This window comes from Mycobacterium angelicum (assembly GCF_002086155.1).
GTDB lineage: Bacteria > Actinomycetota > Actinomycetes > Mycobacteriales > Mycobacteriaceae > Mycobacterium > Mycobacterium angelicum.
The window spans coordinates 239,727-257,220 of sequence record NZ_MVHE01000001.1; the positions used below are offsets into that span (position 1 = coordinate 239,727).

Sequence of the window (17,494 nt, forward strand, 5' to 3'; positions counted from 1 at the left end):
CAAACCTCCTTGTGAGTCACACCACGTTGGGGTTGGACAATACCGACGATTCCGTCTCATGTCTAGACACAGGATGCGGTTTTGTAAACAAACTGTCCAAATTAGCTGGCTTTGTCTGCTCGCTCTCGTTGTCCTTGTACCGAGTGCCGGCGCCCGTAACCGAGGTAGATCGCGGTGCCCAGCACCAACCAAACCCCGAACCGGATCCAGGTCAGCGCGGTCAGATTGAGCATCAGCCACACACACGCCGCCACCGAGGCGATCGGAAGGACCGGCACCCAGGGCGCCCGGAAGCCGCGCTCGAGGTCCGGCCGCATCCGGCGCAGCACGATGACGCCCGCAGACACCAGCACGAACGCGAACAGGGTGCCGACATTGACCATCTCTTCGAGCTTGGTTATCGGGAACACCGAAGCCGTCGCGGCCACCACGACCGCGACCAGCACGGTGATCCGCACCGGCGTGCCGCGGGTACCGGTCTTGGCCAGTTGCTGCGGCAACAGGCCGTCGCGCGCCATCGCGAACAACACGCGGCACTGCCCCAGGATCAGGACCATCACCACGGTGGTCAGCCCCGCCAGCGCCCCGACCGAGATGATGCCGCTGGCCCAATGCAATCCGTTGGCCCGAAACGCCGTCGCCAGATTCGCCTGGCCACTGCCCGGCATGGTGCGCAGCTGGGTGTAGGAAACCATGCCGGACAACACGATCGACACCGCGACGTAGAGCAGGGTGACCACGCCCAGCGACGCCAGGATTCCCTTCGGGACGTCGCGCTGCGGGTTCTTGGTCTCCTCGGCCATGGTGGCCACGATGTCGAACCCGATGAACGCGAAGAACACGATCGATGCGCCCGCCAACACGCCGTACCAGCCGTAGTGGCTGCCGCCGGCACCGGTGAGCAGTGACAGGACGGACTGGTCGAGCCCCCGGCCCTGGTGTTCGGCCTCCGGCTTCGGAACGAACGGCGTGTAGTTGGCGGCCTTGATGTAGAAGGCGCCGACGATCACCACCAGGATTACCACCGACACCTTGATCGCGGTGACCACCGCGGAGAACCGCGACGACAGTTTGGTGCCGAGTGCGCACAGGGTCGCGACGATCGCGACGATGAGCAGCGCACCCCAGTCGATGCTGAACGATCCGAAATGCACTGTGCCACCGGCGAATCCGAACACCGTGCCCAGGTAGCTCGACCAGCCCTTGGCGACGACGGCCGCGCCGATCGCCAGCTCCAGCACCAGGTTCCAGCCGATCACCCAGGCCAGGAACTCACCGAAGGTGGCGTAGGAGAACGTGTACGCGCTGCCGGCCACCGGCAGGGTCGAGGCGAATTCGGCGTAACACAGCGCGGCCAGCGCGCAGGTTCCCGCGGCGATGAGAAACGAGACCCAGATCGCCGGGCCGGTGATGTCACCCGTCGTCGAGGCGGTGACGGTGAAGATGCCCGCCCCGATCACCACCGAGACGCCGAAGACCACCAGGTCCCGCCAGGTGAGATCTTTGCGCAGCCGGGTGGTCGGCTCGTCGGTGTCGGCGATCGATTGCTCAACGGACTTCATGCGCCATCGACCGGCCATCACCCGTCCTCCCTCTCGTTGTGACCGCACAGTACCGAGTAGCCTCCCCAGGATGCGCGGCCGAGGCGAAACGAGCAGGGACCACGCGGTCGTCATCGGCGCCAGCATCGCGGGGCTGTGCGCGGCGCGGGTGCTGGCCGATTGCTACGCCCGCGTCACGGTATTCGAGCGCGACGAGCTGCCGCAGACGGCTGCCAGTCGCAATGCCGTTCCGCAAGACCGGCACCTGCACATGTTGATGACGCGCGGGGCCGACGAGTTCGAGAGTCTGTTTCCGGGCCTGCTCTCCGACCTGGTGGCCGCGGGTGTGCCGACGCTGCACACCGAGCCGCACCGCGTCTATTTGGGCGCCGCGGGCCATGTCCTGGGCACCGGGCCCACCCTGCGCAGGGAATTCAGTGCCTACGTGCCGAGCCGGCCACACCTGGAATGGCAGCTGCGGCGGCGGGTCCTCGACATCGGCAACGTCGAGATCGTGCGGCGCTGCGTCACCGAGCCGACGTTCGAGCGTGCACAGCAGCGGGTGACGGGTGTGCTGCTGGACCCGGTGGCGGCCGGCGACCCGGAGTTCGTCGCCGCCGATCTGGTGGTCGACGCCACCGGGCGCGGCACCCGGTTGCCGGTGTGGCTGACGCAGTGGGGATACAAGCGGCCCGCCGAACAAACCGTTGACGTGGGCATCACGTACGCCACTCAGAAGTTCCGGATAGCCGAGGGGTCGCTCGACGAGCGGATCGTGATCGCCGGCGCATCGCATGACCAGTCCTATGGGATCGGCATCCTGGCCAACGAAGAGGACACCTGGGTGCTGACCACATTCGGGGTTGCCAATGCCAAACCGCCGCCGACCTTCGACGAGATGCGGGCACTGGCCACTCAACTGCTACCGGAGCGCTTCGGCGAAGCGCTGGCGCAGGCCGAGCCCGTCGGCGACCCGGCGCGCCACGCCTACCCGGTGAGCAGGTGGCGGCGCTACGACAAGCTGCGCCGCTTCCCCGCCGGGATCGTTGCCATCGGCGACGCGGTGGCCAGCTTCAACCCCACCTACGGGCAGGGCATGACGATGGCCTCGCTGCAGGCCGGTCGGCTGCGCCGGGCGCTGGAATATCCCGACCGCAAACTGGCCCGCAAGCTCAACCGGGCTACCGCCCGCACCACCTATCCGGTGTGGATGAGCGACGGCATCGGCGACGTCAGCTTCCACAATGCGACGGCCAGTCCCACACCCTTTTGGTGGCGGCCCTTCGGCGCATTGTTCGACCTGTTCCTTGAGGCCGCCGAAACCGAGCCGGTGCTGGCCGAATGGTTCCTGCGCCGGTTTTCGCTGCTGGACAGCCTGTACATGGTGCCCTCGCCAATACTGATCGGTCGCGCCGTCGTCAACTACATCCGGGTGTGGTTTCGCCCATCGCCTGGGTACTCTGCCCAGAACGGAGGGGAGCCACAGGTTGGCAGGCAAAGGTGACCACGCGGTCGTCATCGGGGGCAGCATCGCGGGCCTGTGCGCGGCGCGGGTCCTTTCGGATTTCTTCGCCCGGATAACCGTTTTCGAGCGCGACGACCTGCCGAGCACGCCTGCCAACCGTGCGGCGGTCCCCCAGGACCGGCACGTGCACCTGCTGATGGCTCGCGGGGCAAACGAACTCGAGAGCCTGTTCCCGGGTCTGCTCGACGACATGGTTGCCGCCGGCGTGCCGATGCTGGAGAACCGCCCGGACTGCATTTACCTGGGCGCCGCGGGCCATGTCCTGGGTACCGGGCACACCCTGCGCGACGAGTTCACCGCGTTCGTGCCCAGCCGGCCGCACTTGGAATGGCAACTGCGGCAACGTGTTCTCGACATCGAAAACGTCGAGATCGCGCGCCGCTCCGTCGACGAGCCGCGGTTCGACCCCGCCGGCCAGCGGGTGACCGGTGTGCTGGTTGACCGGGCTGGTGACGAACCGGAATTCTTCGCTGCCGATCTGGTCATCGACGCGGCCGGGCGCGGTACTCGACTGCCGGTGTGGTTGAAGCAGTGGGGATATCAACCTGCCTTCGAAGCCACCGTCGGCATCGGCGTCAAGTACGCATCCCATCAGTTGCGCATCCCCGAGGGCCTGATCGCGGAGAAGGTCGTGGTCAACGGCGCCTCGCATGACCAGTCACTGGGGCTGGGCATGCTGTGTTACGAAGACGACACCTGGGTCTTGACCACCTTCGGGGTGGCCAATGCCAAACCCCCGCAAACGTTTCCGGAGATGCTCGAGCTTGCCGACAAGCTCTTGCCGGATCATTTCACCAAGGCTTTAACCGAAGCCGAACCCATCGGCGACCCGTCGTATCATGGCTTCCCAGCCAGCAGATGGCGCCGCTACCACAAGCTGGAGCGCTTCCCGTCTGGAATCCTGCCCTTCGGCGATGCCGTGGCCAGCTTCAATCCCACGTTCGGGCAAGGGATGACGATGACCTCGCTGCAGGGCGGTCATCTGCGCCGCGCACTGCAAGCCGGGGCGGAAGACGGCGAGCTTGCCCGTCAATTCCATCGGGCCACCGCCAAGACGACGTATCCGGTGTGGATGATGAACGCCATCGGCGACATCACTTTTCACCATGCCGACGCCGATCCCACGCCGCGCTGGTGGCGAGCCGCGGGCAGTCTGTTCGATCAATTCCTGGGTGCCGCGGAAACCGATCCCGTTCTCGCCGAATGGTTTTTGCGCCGGTTCAGCCTGCTCGACAGCCTGTACATGGTGCCGCCCGCGCGCATTGTCGGCCGCACGATGGCACACAACCTGCGATTGTGGCTCAAAGAACAACGTGACCGACGAGCCGATAAAGCTAAAGCCCAGGCCGCTAAAGCCCGACGGTAGCCCGGAACAGCTTGGCGGGCTCGCGCGCGACGAGGCGGATCGGGCCGTCGTCGGCCCCCACCCACGCGGCCATCCCGCGGTCCAGCGTGAGCGAGTCGAATTTCCCGTGCACGGTCGTCGTACCCTCGGCGCACAGCAAGATCTGCGGGCCGTCATGGTGCGACGACGCGTCGACCTCGTGGCCCAGGTATTCGCCGTCCAGCACCAGCAGTGCCACCGCGAACTCGTCGGTGGGGGTGTCGTAGATCAGGCAAAGGCCCTCGCGGCGGACCGGCGGCCGCAGCTGCGCCTCGGCGGTGGGGTTGAAGTCGAGCACCCGCAACAACTCGGGCACGTCGACGTGTTTAGGGGTCAGGCCGCCGCGTAACACGTTGTCGGAGTTGGCCATCACCTCCACACCGAAACCCCGCAGATAGGCATGCAGGTTGCCGGCCGTCAGAAAGATCGCTTCTCCGGGTTCCAGGGTGATCCGGTTGAGCAACATCGCGGCCAGCACGCCGGCGTCACCGGGATAACGTTCGCCGAGTTCCAGGACCGTCTTGGCTTCGGCCGCAAATTCCGTCGCACCCGAGCTGACGTAGTGGATGGCCCCCTCGAGCACGGCGGGCACCAGCACGTCGATGTCGGGCTGGGGTGCGGTGATCCAGGTGGTGAACAGCGCACGCAGACCGTCGGCGTCGGACTGGTCGCTCAGCAGATCGATGAACGGGTCGAGGTCGGAGACGGCCAGTGCCTGCAACAGTTCTCTGGTGCGCGCCGCGGGCCGGAAGCCGGCCAGCGCCTCGAACGGCTCCAGCGCGACTAACAACTCCGGTTTGTGTGAGGTGTCGCGATAGTTGCGCACCGGCGAGGTCACGGGAATGCCCAGGCGCTCTTCCCGCAGATAGCCCTCGACCGCCTGCTCGGTGCTCGGGTGGGCCTGCAGTGAGAGTGGTTCGTCGGCGGCCAGCACCTTGACCAAGAACGGGAGCACGTCACCGAACCGGGCCCGCGAGGCGGACCCGAGTTGGCCCTCGGGATCGGCGACCAGTGCCTCCAGCAACGACGTTTCGGCGCCCTCGGTTTGCAGCCAAGCCGGATCCCCCGGGTGTGCGCCGAACCAGAGTTCGGCCTCGGGATGGGCGGCTGGAACCGGGCGTCCGGTGAATTCGGCAATGGCGGTGCGCGATCCCCACGCGTATGTCCGTAGCGCTCCGCGTAACACTTCCACGGTATTTTTTATCCCCGCACCAGTCGCAAGTAAACCGCGGCCATCTCCAGCCGAACCGCCAATACTGCCAGTTGCTGCTCGGCGTGCCCGGCACCCCCCGGTGCGGTAGCCGGAGCCGGGCCGTCGACCGTCTCCGGCACATCCTCGGCCGCAACCAGGAAGACGTTGTCGAGCCCGGCGACCCGTGCGGACACCACAGTGCGCTCGCGGGCCAGGGTCAGCGCCAGCACCCGCAGCCGCTCGGGCAGCGGCCCGTCGATCTCTTCGTCGTGAAACAGCGCGTCCGCGCCCCGGAAGCCATCGGATGCCCAGGTGCGCACGGCCACCACTGCGTCCGCCAGGCCAGTGGCCGCGACCACCTGGTCGCCCACCCGCAGCAGCGTGGAGCTGCCATGCCGGGCCAGCGCCAGTGTGGCAGCACTGTCGCCGGCCAGCGCCACCCGGCAATCGGACATGCGCGCCGCCAGCGTCTTGGCCGGGTTGGTGAACACGTCGCGGGCGGCGCTGTTGCGCAACACCTCGGCGTCCAGCTCGTCGGCAAGTGTGGCCAGGTCGATGCGCAGGGCGGGGTCCACCACCTGCAGCGTGGCCAGGCCCGCGGCCAGGTAGCGACACAACCCGAACTCGTCAGGGACCCAGAGCCGTGGCGCCAGCACCGCTACGCGTCCGGCCGTCGAATCCCGCAGCGGACCTTCATACGGTGCCACCACGACCACCCGCGCGCCCCGGCGCACGCCGGTCGCGGCCGCGTTGACCAGCGCGGGATCACCCGGATCGTCGCCGGCGACGATCAGCACATCGAGCGGCCCGATCCACGGCGGCGCCTCGCGGGCCAGCACGATCGGTTCGGCGGCGGCGGCGCCCAGCGTCGAGGCGAGGATGGCACCGGCGGTCTCGGCGGTTCCCCGGCCGGCCACCCAAATCACCGTGCGCGGGCGGGCATCGCTGCGCAGCGAGTCGAGTTCGCCCTCCTCGGCGGCGGCGGCCACGGCACGCACCTGCGCGCCGGCCGTCGACGCGGCGCGCAGCAGCGCGTCCCGGTCGGCGGCGATCAGGCCATCGGCGTCCTCGAGGTCGACGACCCGGGTGGCGTTCACGGTCCGGCCTCGCCGGCCGCCGCCTGGGCGGCGATCTCGGTGCTGACATGGGCGACCACCGCGTCGACGTCCTCGACGCTGCGCGCCTCGACGTTGAGCCGCAGCAACGGCTCGGTGTTGGAACTGCGCAGGTTGAACCAGCTGTCGTCACCCAGGTCGACCGTCACCCCGTCCAGGTGATCGATGGATTGGATGCGGCCGCCGAACGACTTCAGCACCGCGTCCACACAGGCGGGCGCGTCGGCGACGGTGAAGTTGATCTCGCCGGAGGATTCGTAGCGTTGGTAGTCCGCGGTCAGCTCCGACAGCGGCCGGTCCTGTTCGCCGAGGGTGGCCAGTACGTACAGCGCGGCCAGCATTCCGGAGTCCGCACCCCAGAAGTCGCGAAAGTAGTAGTGCGCCGAGTGCTCGCCGCCGAAGATCGCGCCGGTGTCGGCCATCATCGCCTTGATGTAGGAGTGCCCGACGCGCGAGCGCAGCGGCGTGCCGCCGCGTTCGACGACCAGCTCGGGCACCGCACGGGAGGTGATCACGTTGTGGATCACCGTGGCACCGATCTCCCGGTGCAGCTCGCGCGCGGCGACCAGGCTGGTCACCGTCGACGGCGAAACGGGTTCGCCGCGTTCGTCGACGACGAAGCACCGGTCGGCGTCCCCGTCGAAGGCCAGGCCGATATCGGCACCGGTTTCGCGAACGTAGGCCTGCAGGTCCACCAGGTTCGCCGGGTCCAGCGGATTGGCCTCGTGATTGGGAAACGACCCGTCGAGCTCAAAGTACAAGGGCAGCAACCTGATCGAGTCGATCGCACTCAGCACCGCCGGTGCGGTGTGGCCGGCCATGCCGTTGCCGGCGTCGACCGCGACCCGCAACGGGCGCAGGTTCGACGTGTTCACCAGTGACCGCAGGAACACCCCGTAGTCGGCAAGCACGTCTTTGTCGGTGACGGTTCCGGCCGGACCTTCGCGGGACGGCACGCCGGCGATCAGGTCGTCGCTGATGACGGTCAGCCCGGTGTCCTTACCGACCGGTTTTGCCCCGGCCCGGCACAACTTGATGCCGTTGTATGCCGCCGGGTTGTGGCTCGCGGTGAACATCGCGCCGGGGCAGTCCAATAGCCCCGAGGCGAAGTAAAGCTGGTCGGTGGACGCCAAACCGATCCGCACCACGTCAAGCCCCTGGCCCGTCACCCCGGCCGCGAAGGCGGCCGCCAACGACGGCGAACTGTCGCGCATGTCGTACCCGATGACCACCTGGTGTGCGCCCTCGGCGCGCATCAGCCGGGCGAACGCGGCACCGACATCGGTGACCAGTGACTCGGAGATCTGCTCGCCGACCAGCCCGCGGACGTCGTACGCCTTGATGACTCCGTGAATAGCCGCTGCGGGCCAAGACATGCGGGGACTCCTGCCGACGTGAACTCTTGGCGCCAGCCTAACGGCCCGCCGGTCGCCGTCGAGTGCTAGTCGGCAGGATCGGGCAACACCCGCAGGTGTCCGCGTCGGCGTCCGGAGCGATGCTCGGACGGCGCAAGCACGCTGCCGCTGTGCGCGGCCGCATGAGCTCCCGCCGGGTTCAGGCGGGGCTCGCCGGGCGGGCCACCCGCTCGCGGCGGAAAACCGTTGAGCGGCATGCCGGTCCCACCACCGTAGGGGCCGGCGCCGGCGGCCGAGTAGGACAGGTCCACGCTGCCCGGGGCGCCCTCACGCACCGCGTCGGCCAGGGCGACCAAGTCGTCCTCGTCGGGATGCTGCATGGGTAGTGGCTCGGCGTGGCGCACGAGTTCCCACCCGCGTGGCGCGGTGATGCGGCCGGCATGGCCGACGCACAGATCCCAGGAGTGCGGTTCCCGCGCGGTTGCGAGTGGACCTACCACCGCCGTCGAGTCCGAGTAAACGAACGTCAACGTTGCCACTGCATAGTGCGGACACCCGGGCCGGCAGCAGCGACGGGGTACGTTCACGATCGAAAGGCTATCGTGCGGAAACGCTGCGCAAGCGCCGGACACGCGCATCCGTTCTCGCCGCGATGTGCAACCGTTACCATCGGGCGGTGAGCGATTCCCGAAGCTCGCCGCGCGGCGGTCGATCCGCGGGTGAGCCCGCTGGGCGGCTCGGACACCGAGCCCGGCGACGGGGCCGCGATCTGCGCGGGCCGCTGTTGCCGCCGACCGTGCCCGGCTGGCGCAGCCGCGCCGAGCGCTTCGACATGGCAGTGCTGGAGGCCTACGAGCCGATCGAGCGGCGGTGGCAGGACCGGGTGTCCCAGCTCGATATCGCCGTCGACGAGATTCCCCGCATCGCGGCCAAGGACCCCGAAAGCGTGCAGTGGCCACCAGAGGTGATCGCCGACGGGCCGATAGCGCTGGCCCGGCTGATCCCCGCCGGTGTCGACGTCCGCGGCAATGCCACGCGGGCGCGAATTGTCTTGTTCCGCAAGCCAATCGAGCGACGGGCGAAGGACACCATCGAACTCGGCGAATTGCTGCATGAAATCCTGGTGGCGCAGGTGGCCATCTATCTGGATGTCGACCCCACGGTCATCGACCCGACGATCGACGACGACTGAGGCGGTAGCGCGCGGCGCGCTGGAATCCCGTTAGATGATGCCGCGTTTGAGACGGCGGCGTTCGCGCTCGGAGAGGCCGCCCCAGATGCCGAAGCGCTCGTCATGAGCCAGGGCGTACTCGAGGCATTCGTGGCGGACCTCGCACCCCAGGCAGATCTTCTTGGCCTCGCGGGTGGAGCCGCCCTTCTCCGGGAAGAACGCTTCGGGATCCGTTTGCGCGCAAAGGGCGCGGTCCTGCCACTGGTCGGCAGGTATCGGTTCCGGCTCGGGCTCGAACACCTCGAACGCCTCGTAGGTCGGCGGCGCCTCAGGAACCAAACTCAGGTGCGGTCGGCCAATGACGATTGGCGACACTGGCACAGGACCGGAAGTGGTGTGCGGTGCGCTTCCCATTACGCCCCGAAGGTGCTCATAGGACATGCCTCCGCCTCCTCACTTATAGAGAGTGAAATGGTTTCCCACTGTTTTGATGTACAGTTACCAAGTTCGAACAAGTGATCGAATCTCGGTCTGCGACACCGGAACCGGCCGGCCAACCGGGAAATGACACTGATGTGATTAGACACGGGTTCATCTATCGGGTCAAGCACTCCGCGGCATTTCCATATCATCTCGTGACTAAATTTCGGCGTTTCCGTTGTCGAAGGCCCACGGCGTGTCTTATGCCCCTCCTCACACTGGCGTTCGCCCGGGTCCCCCCACGGCAGGCAGGTGCAGCATCGCGGGCAGGTACTGTCCTGCGATGTGAAGGTCACCGTTCTGGTCGGTGGAGTCGGCGGCGCGCGCTTCCTGCTCGGAGTCCAGCAGCTGCTCGGCCTCGGCCAGTTTGCCATACCCGATGAGGACTCGGGCCACGAACTAACCGCTGTCGTCAACATCGGTGATGACGCCTGGATCCACGGCGTGCGGGTCTGCCCCGATCTGGACACCTGCATGTACACCCTCGGCGGCGGTGTCGACCCGGTGCGCGGCTGGGGACATCGTGACGAAACCTGGCACGCCAAAGAGGAACTCGCGCGCTACGGCATGCAGCCCGATTGGTTCGGCCTCGGCGATCGCGATCTGGCCACCCACCTGGTGCGTACTCAGATGCTGCGGGCCGGCTACCCGCTGTCGCAGATCACCACGGCCCTGTGCGACCGCTGGCAACCGGGCGCGCGGTTGCTGCCCGCCAGCGACGACCGTTGCGAGACCCACGTGGTGGTCACCGATCCCGTCGAAGACGCCCCCCGCGCGATCCACTTCCAGGAGTGGTGGGTACGCTATCGCGCGCAGCTACCCACCCACAGCTTTGCCTTCGTCGGCGCCGAAAAGGCCAGTGCGACAACCGAAGTGGTGTCAGCCATCGCCGACGCCGACGTGATCATGCTGGCACCGTCGAACCCGGTGGTCAGCGTCGGCGCCATCCTGGCCGTCCCCGGTATCCGCGCCGCGCTGCGGGCGGCCACCGCCCCGGTCGTCGGCTACTCGCCGATCATCGGTGGAAAACCATTGCGCGGCATGGCCGATGCGTGCCTGGCGGTCATCGGAGTGGGTTCCACCGCGGCGGCGGTGGGCCGGCACTACGGCGGCCGAAGCACCACCGGGATACTGGACTACTGGTTGGTGCACGAGGGCGACGTGTCGGCTTCCGAAGCCGAAATCGACGGCGTGACGGTGGCAGCGATCCCGCTGATCATGAGCGACCCGAAGGCAACCGCGCAGATGGTTCGCGCCGGGCTGGAGCTTGCGGGCGTGACACCGTGACCGAGCACGGTTCTGCCGCGCCGATCGAGATCCTGCCGGTGGCCGGGCTTCCCGAATTCCGTCCCGGCGACGAGCTCAGCGTTGCCATCGCCGAGGCCGCGCCGTGGCTGCGCGACGGCGATGTCGTGGTGGTCACCAGCAAGGTGGTGTCCAAGTGCGAGGGCCGGCTGGTGCCCGCTCCCGAAGACGAAGAAGCACGAGACCAGTTGCGCCGCAAGCTGGTCGAAGACGAGGCGGTGCGGGTGCTGGCACGCAAGGGCCGCACGCTGATCACCGAGAGCCGGCTGGGGCTGGTTCAGGCGGCCGCCGGGGTGGACGGATCCAACGTCGGGCGCTCCGAACTGGCCCTGCTGCCAGTCGACCCCGACGCCAGTGCCGCGGCGCTGCGCGCCGGTTTGCGCGAGCGGCTCGGTGTCACCGTCGCGGTGCTCATCACCGACACCATGGGCCGCGCCTGGCGCAACGGGCAGATCGACGCCGCCGTGGGCTCGTCGGGTTTGACTGTGCTGCACAACTATTCGGGCGCCGTCGATCGCCACGGCAACGAGTTGGTGGTGACCGAGGTCGCGGTCGCCGACGAGATCGCGGCCGCGGCCGATCTGGTCAAAGGCAAGCTGACCGCGATGCCGGTCGCCGTGGTACGTGGGCTGAAGCTGACCGATGACGGCTCGACGGCACGGCAGCTGCTGCGTCCCGGGGCCGAAGACCTGTTCTGGCTCGGCACGGCCGAGGCCATCGACCTCGGCCGCCGGCAGGCCCAGCTGTTGCGCCGCTCAGTGCGCCGATTCAGCGACGAACCGGTCCCCGCCGATCTCGTCGAATCCGCCGTCGCCGACGCACTCACCGCACCGGCCCCCCACCACACCCGACCGGTGCGGTTCGTGTGGCTACAGACGCACGCCCTGCGCGCGCGGTTGCTCGACCGGATGAAAGACAAGTGGCGCGCCGATCTGGCCGGCGACGGCAGGCCCGCCGACTCCGTCGAGCGACGCGTTGCCCGCGGCCAAATCCTTTATGACGCGCCCGAAGTCGTCATCCCCTTCCTGGTGCCCGACGGCGCGCACTCCTATCCCGATGCGGCGCGCACCGACGCCGAGCGCACCATGTTCACGGTCGCGGTCGGAGCGGCCGTGCAGGCGCTGCTGGTCGCGCTGGCGGTGCGCGGGCTGGGCAGTTGCTGGATCGGATCGACGATCTTTGCCGCCGACCTGGTCCGCGAAGAGCTGGACCTGCCCGCCGATTGGGAACCGTTGGGCGCCATTGCGATCGGCTACCCGTCCGAGCCGACCGGGTTGCGCGACCCGGTACCGGCCACCGAGCTGCTGCTGCGCAAATGACGACCTTCGCGGGCAAGGCAGCGGCATCGGCCGACAAAATCCGCGGCGGTTACTACACGCCGGCCGCGGTGGCCCGCTTCCTGGCCGGCTGGGTCCGGCAGGCCGGTCCGCGGATCCTGGAACCCTCCTGCGGCGACGGCGCGATCCTGCGCGAGCTGGCCGCCCGCACCGACCAGGCGCACGGCGTCGAACTCGTCGCAACCGAAGCGGCCAAGGCACGACAGTTCGCACCCGTCGACAACGCCGACCTGTTCACCTGGCTCGGCGGCCCGCAGCGCTGGGACGGTGTCGCGGGCAACCCGCCCTACATTCGCTTCGGGAACTGGGCGGCCGAACACCGCGCTCCCGCTTTGGAACTCATGCGGCGCCACGGGCTGCGGCCCACCAAGTTGACCAACGCATGGGTCCCCTTCGTCGTGGCGAGCACCGCCCTGGTGCGCGACGGCGGACGGCTGGGTCTGGTGCTTCCCGCCGAGTTGCTTCAGGTCAGCTACGCCGCACAATTGCGCGAGTTTCTGCTGAGCCGGTTCGCCGAGATCACCCTGCTGAGCTTCCAGCGACTGCTGTTCGACGGCATCCTGCAGGAGGTCGTGTTGTTCTGCGGTGTGGTGGGTGCCGGGCCCGCGCAGATCCGCACCGTCGCGCTACCCGACGCCGGCGCCCTCGACGCGGCGGACCTCGACGTAGAGCCCGCCCGCGCGCTGCTGCACGAGAACGAGAAGTGGACCAAGTACTTCCTTGACCCCGCACACATCCGGCTGCTGCGAACACTCAAACAATCCGAAGCCCTCACCCGGCTGGGCCGGGTGGCCGAGGTGGATGTCGGCATCGTCACCGGCCGCAACAGCTTCTTCACCTTCACCGACGCGCAAGCCAGCGAACTCGGACTGCAACAACACTGTGTCCCGCTGGTCTCGCGCAGCGCCCAACTGTCCGGCCTGGTGTACGACATGGATTGCCGGGCCGGCGATGTCGCCGCCCAGCATCGAACCTGGCTGCTCAACGCGCCACCCGCGCCGGCCGACGCCGCCCTCGTCGCGCACATCGACACCGGCGAACAAGCCGGCGTACATCTGGGCTACAAATGCTCGATCCGCAGGCCGTGGTGGACCACGCCGTCGCTGTGGATTCCGGATCTGTTCATGCTGCGCCAGATTCACCGGGCACCGCGGCTGACGGTCAACGCCGCGGCGGCCACCAGCACCGACACCGTCCATCGGGTCCGGATCCAGCCGGGGATCAATGCGGCCGCGCTGGCGGCGGTATTCCACAACAGCGCGACGTTCGCCTTCGCCGAGATCATGGGCCGCAGCTACGGCGGCGGCGTGTTGGAGCTTGAGCCCCGCGAGGCCGAGCAGCTGCCCATCCCCGCACCGGCGGCCGCCGACGCCGAATTGGCCGTCGACGTCGATCTGCTCTTGAAAGCCAACGAGATCGAAAAGGCCCTCGATCTGGTCGACCGGCGAGTGCTGATCGACCGACTCGGCTGGTCTGCGGATGTGGTGGCGGGTTGCCGGGCGGCGTGGACGGCGCTGCGCGATCGCCGGACCAAGCGGGGATCCCGGTGAGCCCGCGCGACTCGGTGATCGCCACGTTGACCGACTGGCAGCCCGCGGACCCGGCGCAGGACTCATTGCGGCATGCCGCGCTGGCCTTCGTGCTGGCCCGGGCCGACGCCTGCCGGCGCGAATGCGAAGCCGGCCACATCACCGCCTCGGCGCTGGTTCTCGACGACAGCGGCTCACGGGTGCTGCTCACGCTGCACCCGCGCGTCGGCCGATGGGTACAGCTCGGTGGGCATTGCGACGAGGGTGACGACGACATCGTCGCCGCCGCACTGCGCGAAGCCACCGAGGAATCCGGGATCACCGGATTGCGTATCGACCCCGAGCTGGCGGCACTTCACGTCCATCCGGTCACCTGCTCGCTGGGCGTGCCGACGCGGCATCTGGACATGCAGTTCGTCGCACACGCGCCGGCCGGCGCGCAGATCGCGATCAGCGACGAGTCCGACGACCTTCGGTGGTGGCCCGCCGACGCCCTGCCACCCGGCACCGACTATGCGCTGGAGTACTTAGTCGCCCGCGCGCTGCGACGAGCGTGAAGCCAGCTTCACGTTGGGCATCGAGCGTGAAGCCAGTTTCACGCTCGAGCGAGCCGCTCGCGAGGGCTCACACGTCGGACGAATACCGGATTCCGCCGTCGGGAATGGAGACGCCCGGCCACACCCGGGCGCCACGCAGCAATTCGCAGCGTGCTCCGATGTCGGCGCCGTCGCCGATCACGCCGTCGCGGATCAGCGCCCGCGGACCGATACGGACGCCGAAGCCGATGATCGAGCGCTCGATCACACTGCCGGCCTCGATCTTGACGCCGTCGAAGATGACTGCGCCGTCGAGCCGGACGCCGGGGCCGATCTCGGCACCGCGCCCGACGACCGTGCCGCCGATGAGCACCGCGCCGGGAGACACCGCCGCGCCGTCGTGCACCAGCTGCTCGCCGCGGTGACCGTGCAGTGCCGGTGACGGCGCGATGCCGCGCACCAGATCCGACGATCCGCGAACGAAGTCTTCCGGGGTGCCCATGTCGCGCCAATACGTGGAGTCGACATAGCCGCACACCTTCACGTCGTGGGCCGAGAGCAGACTGGGGAATACCTCGCGTTCGACCGATACCTCACGGCCGCGCGGGATGCGGTCGATGATCTCGCGGCGAAAGACATAGCAACCGGCGTTGATCTGGTCGGTCGGCGGATCCTGTGTCTTTTCCAGAAACGCCGTGACGCGGCCGGCGTCGTCGGTGGGCACACAGCCGAATGCCCGCGGGTCGCCGACCCGCACCAGGTGCAGCGTGACATCGGAGTGGTGCGACTCGTGGAACTCCAGCAACTGGCCCAGGTCGGCACCGGAGAGCACGTCGCCGTTGAACACCATCACGGTGTCGTGACGCAGCTTTTCGGCCACGTTGGCGATCCCGCCGCCGGTCCCCAGCGGAGTTTCCTCCGTCACATACTCGATCTGCAGACCCAGCTTGGAGCCGTCGCCGAACTCCGCTTCGAACACCTCGGCCCGATACGACGTGCCCAGCACGACGTGCTCGATGCCCGCCGCCGCAATGCGCGACAGTAGGTGGGTGAGAAACGGCAGGCCGGCCGTCGGCAGCATCGGCTTGGGCGCCGACAGGGTCAGCGGCCGCAGCCGGGTGCCCTTGCCGCCGACCAGAACCACCGCATCGACTTGGCTGGGTACCACCTCAGTGCCGCCCTTCTCCCAGTTTCAGCAGTCTCCGGCGCGAGCTGCGCACCATCAGCCGGGAGCGCACCGCCAGCGAAACCCGCAGCACCCAGCGCAGCGGGGCGCGCCACCAACCAGCGTGGCGGTCCGCCAGGAAGATATAGGTACTCCGGTGATGTGCGGCCAAATGACTTGCCGGGTCGCGGCCCGTCGAATGTCCCTTGTGGTGCAGTACCTCGGCCGAAGGCACATACACCGACAGCCAGCCGGCCTTGCCCAGCCTGTCGCCGAGGTCGACGTCCTCCATATACATGAAGTACCGCTCGTCGAAGCCACCGATCTGGTTGAACGCCGAGCGGCGCACCAGCAGACAGGAACCCGACAGCCAGCCCACGGGCCGTTCGCTGGGTTCCAGGCGCTCCTGCCGATAAGCCGCCGTCCATGGATTGTTCGGCCACAGCGGGCCGAGCACCGCGTGCATGCTGCCGCGGACCAGGCTGGGCAGATGCCGCGCCGACGGGTACACCGAACCGTCTGGATCGCGAATCAGCGGTCCCAGCGCGCCCGCGTGCGGCCAGCGCGCGGCCGCGTCCAGCAGGGCGTCGATACTGCCCGGACCCCACTGCACGTCCGGGTTGGCCACGATCACCCAGTCATCGAGCCAGGCCCCGCTATCCGGGTCGGCCCCGGAAAGCCGGTCGGAAAGCTGGGCCACCGTGCGATTCACCGCCGTGCCGTAGCCGAGGTTGGCTCCGGTCGGCAGCAACCGCACGTTGGGGTAGCGCTCGACGGCGGCCTCCGGTGTTCCGTCGGTGGAGCCGTTATCGGCCAGTAGAACGCTCACCGGCCGCTCGGTGGCCAGCGACAACGAGGCCAGGAACCGCTCTAGGTGCGGGCCCGGCGAGTAGGTCACCGCTACGACCGGCAGGACGTCAGCCACGCGTAGAGGGTACCGGTCCATCAGACCCGTCTCGCGACGAAGCCGCCGCGAGCGCCGCGACAAGTGCAGGGCGCCAGGGCCTTAGCGGCGTCAAGCCGGCAGCGGCCCACGACTTACCGGATAGCGCCGAATAGCTCGGCCGCGGCGCGGGCCGGGGAAATCGGGTGCTGGACACGGGCCGCACCCGCTGCGGGTCGGCGCCGCTTTCTTCGAAAACCGCGCGGGCCTGGTCGAACCGGGAGACGGCGCCCTCGTTGGCGGCGTGCAGCACGCGGCCCTGGATATCGGTGTCGGTCAGCTGCAGCAGCCCGGCCGCCAGGTCGCCGACGTAGGTGGGCGAGCCGGTTTGGTCGTTCACCACATCGATCGGGTCGTCTTTGCCGGCCAGCCGCTGCATGACGGCGACGAAATCGTTGCCGGCACCGCCGGTGTACACCCAGGCGGTGCGCACCACGACGGCCTGCGGCAGCGCTGCCAATACCGCCTGCTCACCTGCCAGTTTGCTGCGCGCGTACACGCCCTGCGGTGCGGTGGCATCGGTGGGTTCATAGGGCCGCGGCGGCGCCGCACCGAAGTCGCCGTTGAACACATAATCGGTGGAGACATGCAGTAACCGGGCGCCGACGCCGGCACAGGCCCTGGCCAGGTGCTCCGGCCCGGTGGCGTTGACCGCGTAGGCTCGCGATTCGTCGCTTTCGGCGCCGTCGACGTTGGTGTAGGCCGCGCAATTGACCACCACATCGCCGGTTCGGATGTTCGCCGCGGCGGCGTCCGGGTCGGTGATGTCCCACTCCGAGGAGGTCCTGGCCAGCACGTCGCGCCCGCTACGGGCGGCCAGCGCCGACAAATGGCGACCCAACTGGCCGCCGGCACCGGTGATCACAAGCCTGCCCGACATGCGTTCGAGTCTGGCACGCCGAGTTCCGCTACCCGG

At 68.3% G+C, this 17,494-nt stretch carries 16 protein-coding genes; 7 read left to right on the forward strand and 9 right to left on the reverse strand.

Annotated features, from left to right (window positions below; genetic code table 11):
- Positions 1-101 precede the first annotated feature (101 nt).
- The gene (locus BST12_RS01085) at positions 102-1,580 is read right to left on the reverse strand and encodes an APC family permease (RefSeq protein WP_083111129.1); all 1,479 of its coding nucleotides are present in this window, start codon (positions 1,578-1,580) and stop codon (positions 102-104) included.
- Between the two features lie 52 nt (positions 1,581-1,632).
- On the opposite strand from BST12_RS01085, the gene BST12_RS01090 reads away from it, so the two are divergent.
- Together BST12_RS01090 and BST12_RS01095 are read left to right on the forward strand one after the other, a co-directional pair.
- Entirely contained in the window at positions 1,633-3,045 is a 1,413-nt protein-coding gene (locus BST12_RS01090) for an FAD-dependent oxidoreductase (protein ID WP_083111130.1), read from the forward strand.
- Positions 3,029-4,432, forward strand: a complete 1,404-nt coding sequence (locus tag BST12_RS01095) for an FAD-dependent oxidoreductase (protein ID WP_083111131.1) — start codon at positions 3,029-3,031, stop codon at positions 4,430-4,432. The genes BST12_RS01090 and BST12_RS01095 overlap by 17 nt, the downstream gene beginning before the upstream one ends.
- Here the strand turns inward: BST12_RS01095 and manA are convergent.
- From manA to BST12_RS01115, 4 genes are all read right to left on the reverse strand, one after another.
- A complete protein-coding gene (gene manA, locus BST12_RS01100; protein ID WP_083111132.1) occupies positions 4,416-5,642 on the reverse strand; it encodes a mannose-6-phosphate isomerase, class I in 1,227 nt (408 codons plus the stop codon). The two genes, BST12_RS01095 and manA, sit on opposite strands and share 17 nt — an antisense overlap.
- A gap of 8 nt (positions 5,643-5,650) precedes the next feature.
- Positions 5,651-6,739, reverse strand: coding sequence for a TobH protein (locus BST12_RS01105; protein WP_083111133.1), 1,089 nt, complete (start codon positions 6,737-6,739; stop codon positions 5,651-5,653).
- Positions 6,736-8,133, reverse strand: a complete 1,398-nt coding sequence (locus BST12_RS01110) for a phosphomannomutase/phosphoglucomutase (protein ID WP_083111134.1) — start codon at positions 8,131-8,133, stop codon at positions 6,736-6,738. Before BST12_RS01110 ends, BST12_RS01105 begins: the two co-directional genes overlap by 4 nt.
- Positions 8,134-8,198: 65 nt before the next feature.
- On the reverse strand, positions 8,199-8,699 hold the full coding sequence (locus BST12_RS01115) for a DUF3499 domain-containing protein (protein ID WP_211281181.1): 501 nt from the start codon (positions 8,697-8,699) through the stop codon (positions 8,199-8,201).
- A 182-nt stretch (positions 8,700-8,881) separates the two neighbouring features.
- Here BST12_RS01115 and BST12_RS01120 point away from each other — a divergent pair, with 182 nt between their 5' ends.
- On the forward strand, positions 8,882-9,304 hold the full coding sequence (locus tag BST12_RS01120; RefSeq protein WP_083111231.1) for a metallopeptidase family protein: 423 nt from the start codon (positions 8,882-8,884) through the stop codon (positions 9,302-9,304).
- A 30-nt stretch (positions 9,305-9,334) separates the two neighbouring features.
- Here the strand turns inward: BST12_RS01120 and BST12_RS01125 are convergent, their stop codons facing one another.
- Entirely contained in the window at positions 9,335-9,697 is a 363-nt protein-coding gene (locus tag BST12_RS01125; RefSeq protein ID WP_083111136.1) for a WhiB family transcriptional regulator, read from the reverse strand.
- A gap of 351 nt (positions 9,698-10,048) precedes the next feature.
- On the opposite strand from BST12_RS01125, the gene cofD reads away from it, so the two are divergent.
- From cofD to BST12_RS01150, 4 genes are read left to right on the forward strand one after another with little or no spacing between them, the layout of a single operon-like run.
- A complete protein-coding gene (gene cofD, locus BST12_RS01135) occupies positions 10,049-11,050 on the forward strand; it encodes a 2-phospho-L-lactate transferase (RefSeq protein WP_083111137.1) in 1,002 nt (333 codons plus the stop codon).
- Positions 11,047-12,387 (forward strand): coenzyme F420-0:L-glutamate ligase, encoded by a 1,341-nt coding sequence (locus BST12_RS01140; RefSeq protein ID WP_083111138.1) that lies wholly within the window; start codon positions 11,047-11,049, stop codon positions 12,385-12,387. Before cofD ends, BST12_RS01140 begins: the two co-directional genes overlap by 4 nt.
- Complete coding sequence (locus tag BST12_RS01145) at positions 12,384-13,955, forward strand: Eco57I restriction-modification methylase domain-containing protein (RefSeq protein WP_083111139.1); 1,572 nt, start codon at positions 12,384-12,386, stop codon at positions 13,953-13,955. The genes BST12_RS01140 and BST12_RS01145 overlap by 4 nt, the downstream gene beginning before the upstream one ends.
- Positions 13,952-14,491, forward strand: coding sequence for an NUDIX hydrolase (locus BST12_RS01150; protein ID WP_083111232.1), 540 nt, complete (start codon positions 13,952-13,954; stop codon positions 14,489-14,491). Before BST12_RS01145 ends, BST12_RS01150 begins: the two co-directional genes overlap by 4 nt.
- A gap of 67 nt (positions 14,492-14,558) precedes the next feature.
- Here the strand turns inward: BST12_RS01150 and manB are convergent, their stop codons facing one another.
- Genes manB through rfbD form a run of 3 tightly spaced genes read right to left on the reverse strand, consistent with a single transcriptional unit; the run spans position 14,559 to position 17,458 of the window.
- Entirely contained in the window at positions 14,559-15,638 is a 1,080-nt protein-coding gene (gene manB / locus BST12_RS01155) for a mannose-1-phosphate guanylyltransferase (RefSeq protein ID WP_083111140.1), read from the reverse strand.
- Position 15,639: 1 nt separating this feature from the next.
- Positions 15,640-16,560: a glycosyltransferase family 2 protein gene (locus BST12_RS01160; RefSeq protein WP_083111141.1), complete on the reverse strand. Its 921-nt coding sequence runs from the start codon at positions 16,558-16,560 to the stop codon at positions 15,640-15,642.
- Positions 16,553-17,458, reverse strand: coding sequence for a dTDP-4-dehydrorhamnose reductase (gene rfbD / locus BST12_RS01165; protein ID WP_083111142.1), 906 nt, complete (start codon positions 17,456-17,458; stop codon positions 16,553-16,555). The genes BST12_RS01160 and rfbD overlap by 8 nt, the downstream gene beginning before the upstream one ends.
- Between the last annotated feature and the right edge of the window lie 36 nt (positions 17,459-17,494).

Excerpts from the sequence above, each read along its gene's own strand:
- BST12_RS01085 (WP_083111129.1), bottom strand. The coding sequence starts at position 1,580 with ATGGCCGGTCGATGGCGCATGAAGTCCGTTGAGCAATCGATCGCCGAC.
- BST12_RS01090 (WP_083111130.1), top strand. The coding sequence starts at position 1,633 with ATGCGCGGCCGAGGCGAAACGAGCAGGGACCACGCGGTCGTCATCGGC.
- BST12_RS01110 (WP_083111134.1), bottom strand. The coding sequence starts at position 8,133 with ATGTCTTGGCCCGCAGCGGCTATTCACGGAGTCATCAAGGCGTACGAC.
- BST12_RS01125 (WP_083111136.1), bottom strand. The coding sequence starts at position 9,697 with ATGGGAAGCGCACCGCACACCACTTCCGGTCCTGTGCCAGTGTCGCCA.
- BST12_RS01145 (WP_083111139.1), top strand. The coding sequence starts at position 12,384 with ATGACGACCTTCGCGGGCAAGGCAGCGGCATCGGCCGACAAAATCCGC.
- rfbD (WP_083111142.1), bottom strand. The coding sequence starts at position 17,458 with ATGTCGGGCAGGCTTGTGATCACCGGTGCCGGCGGCCAGTTGGGTCGC.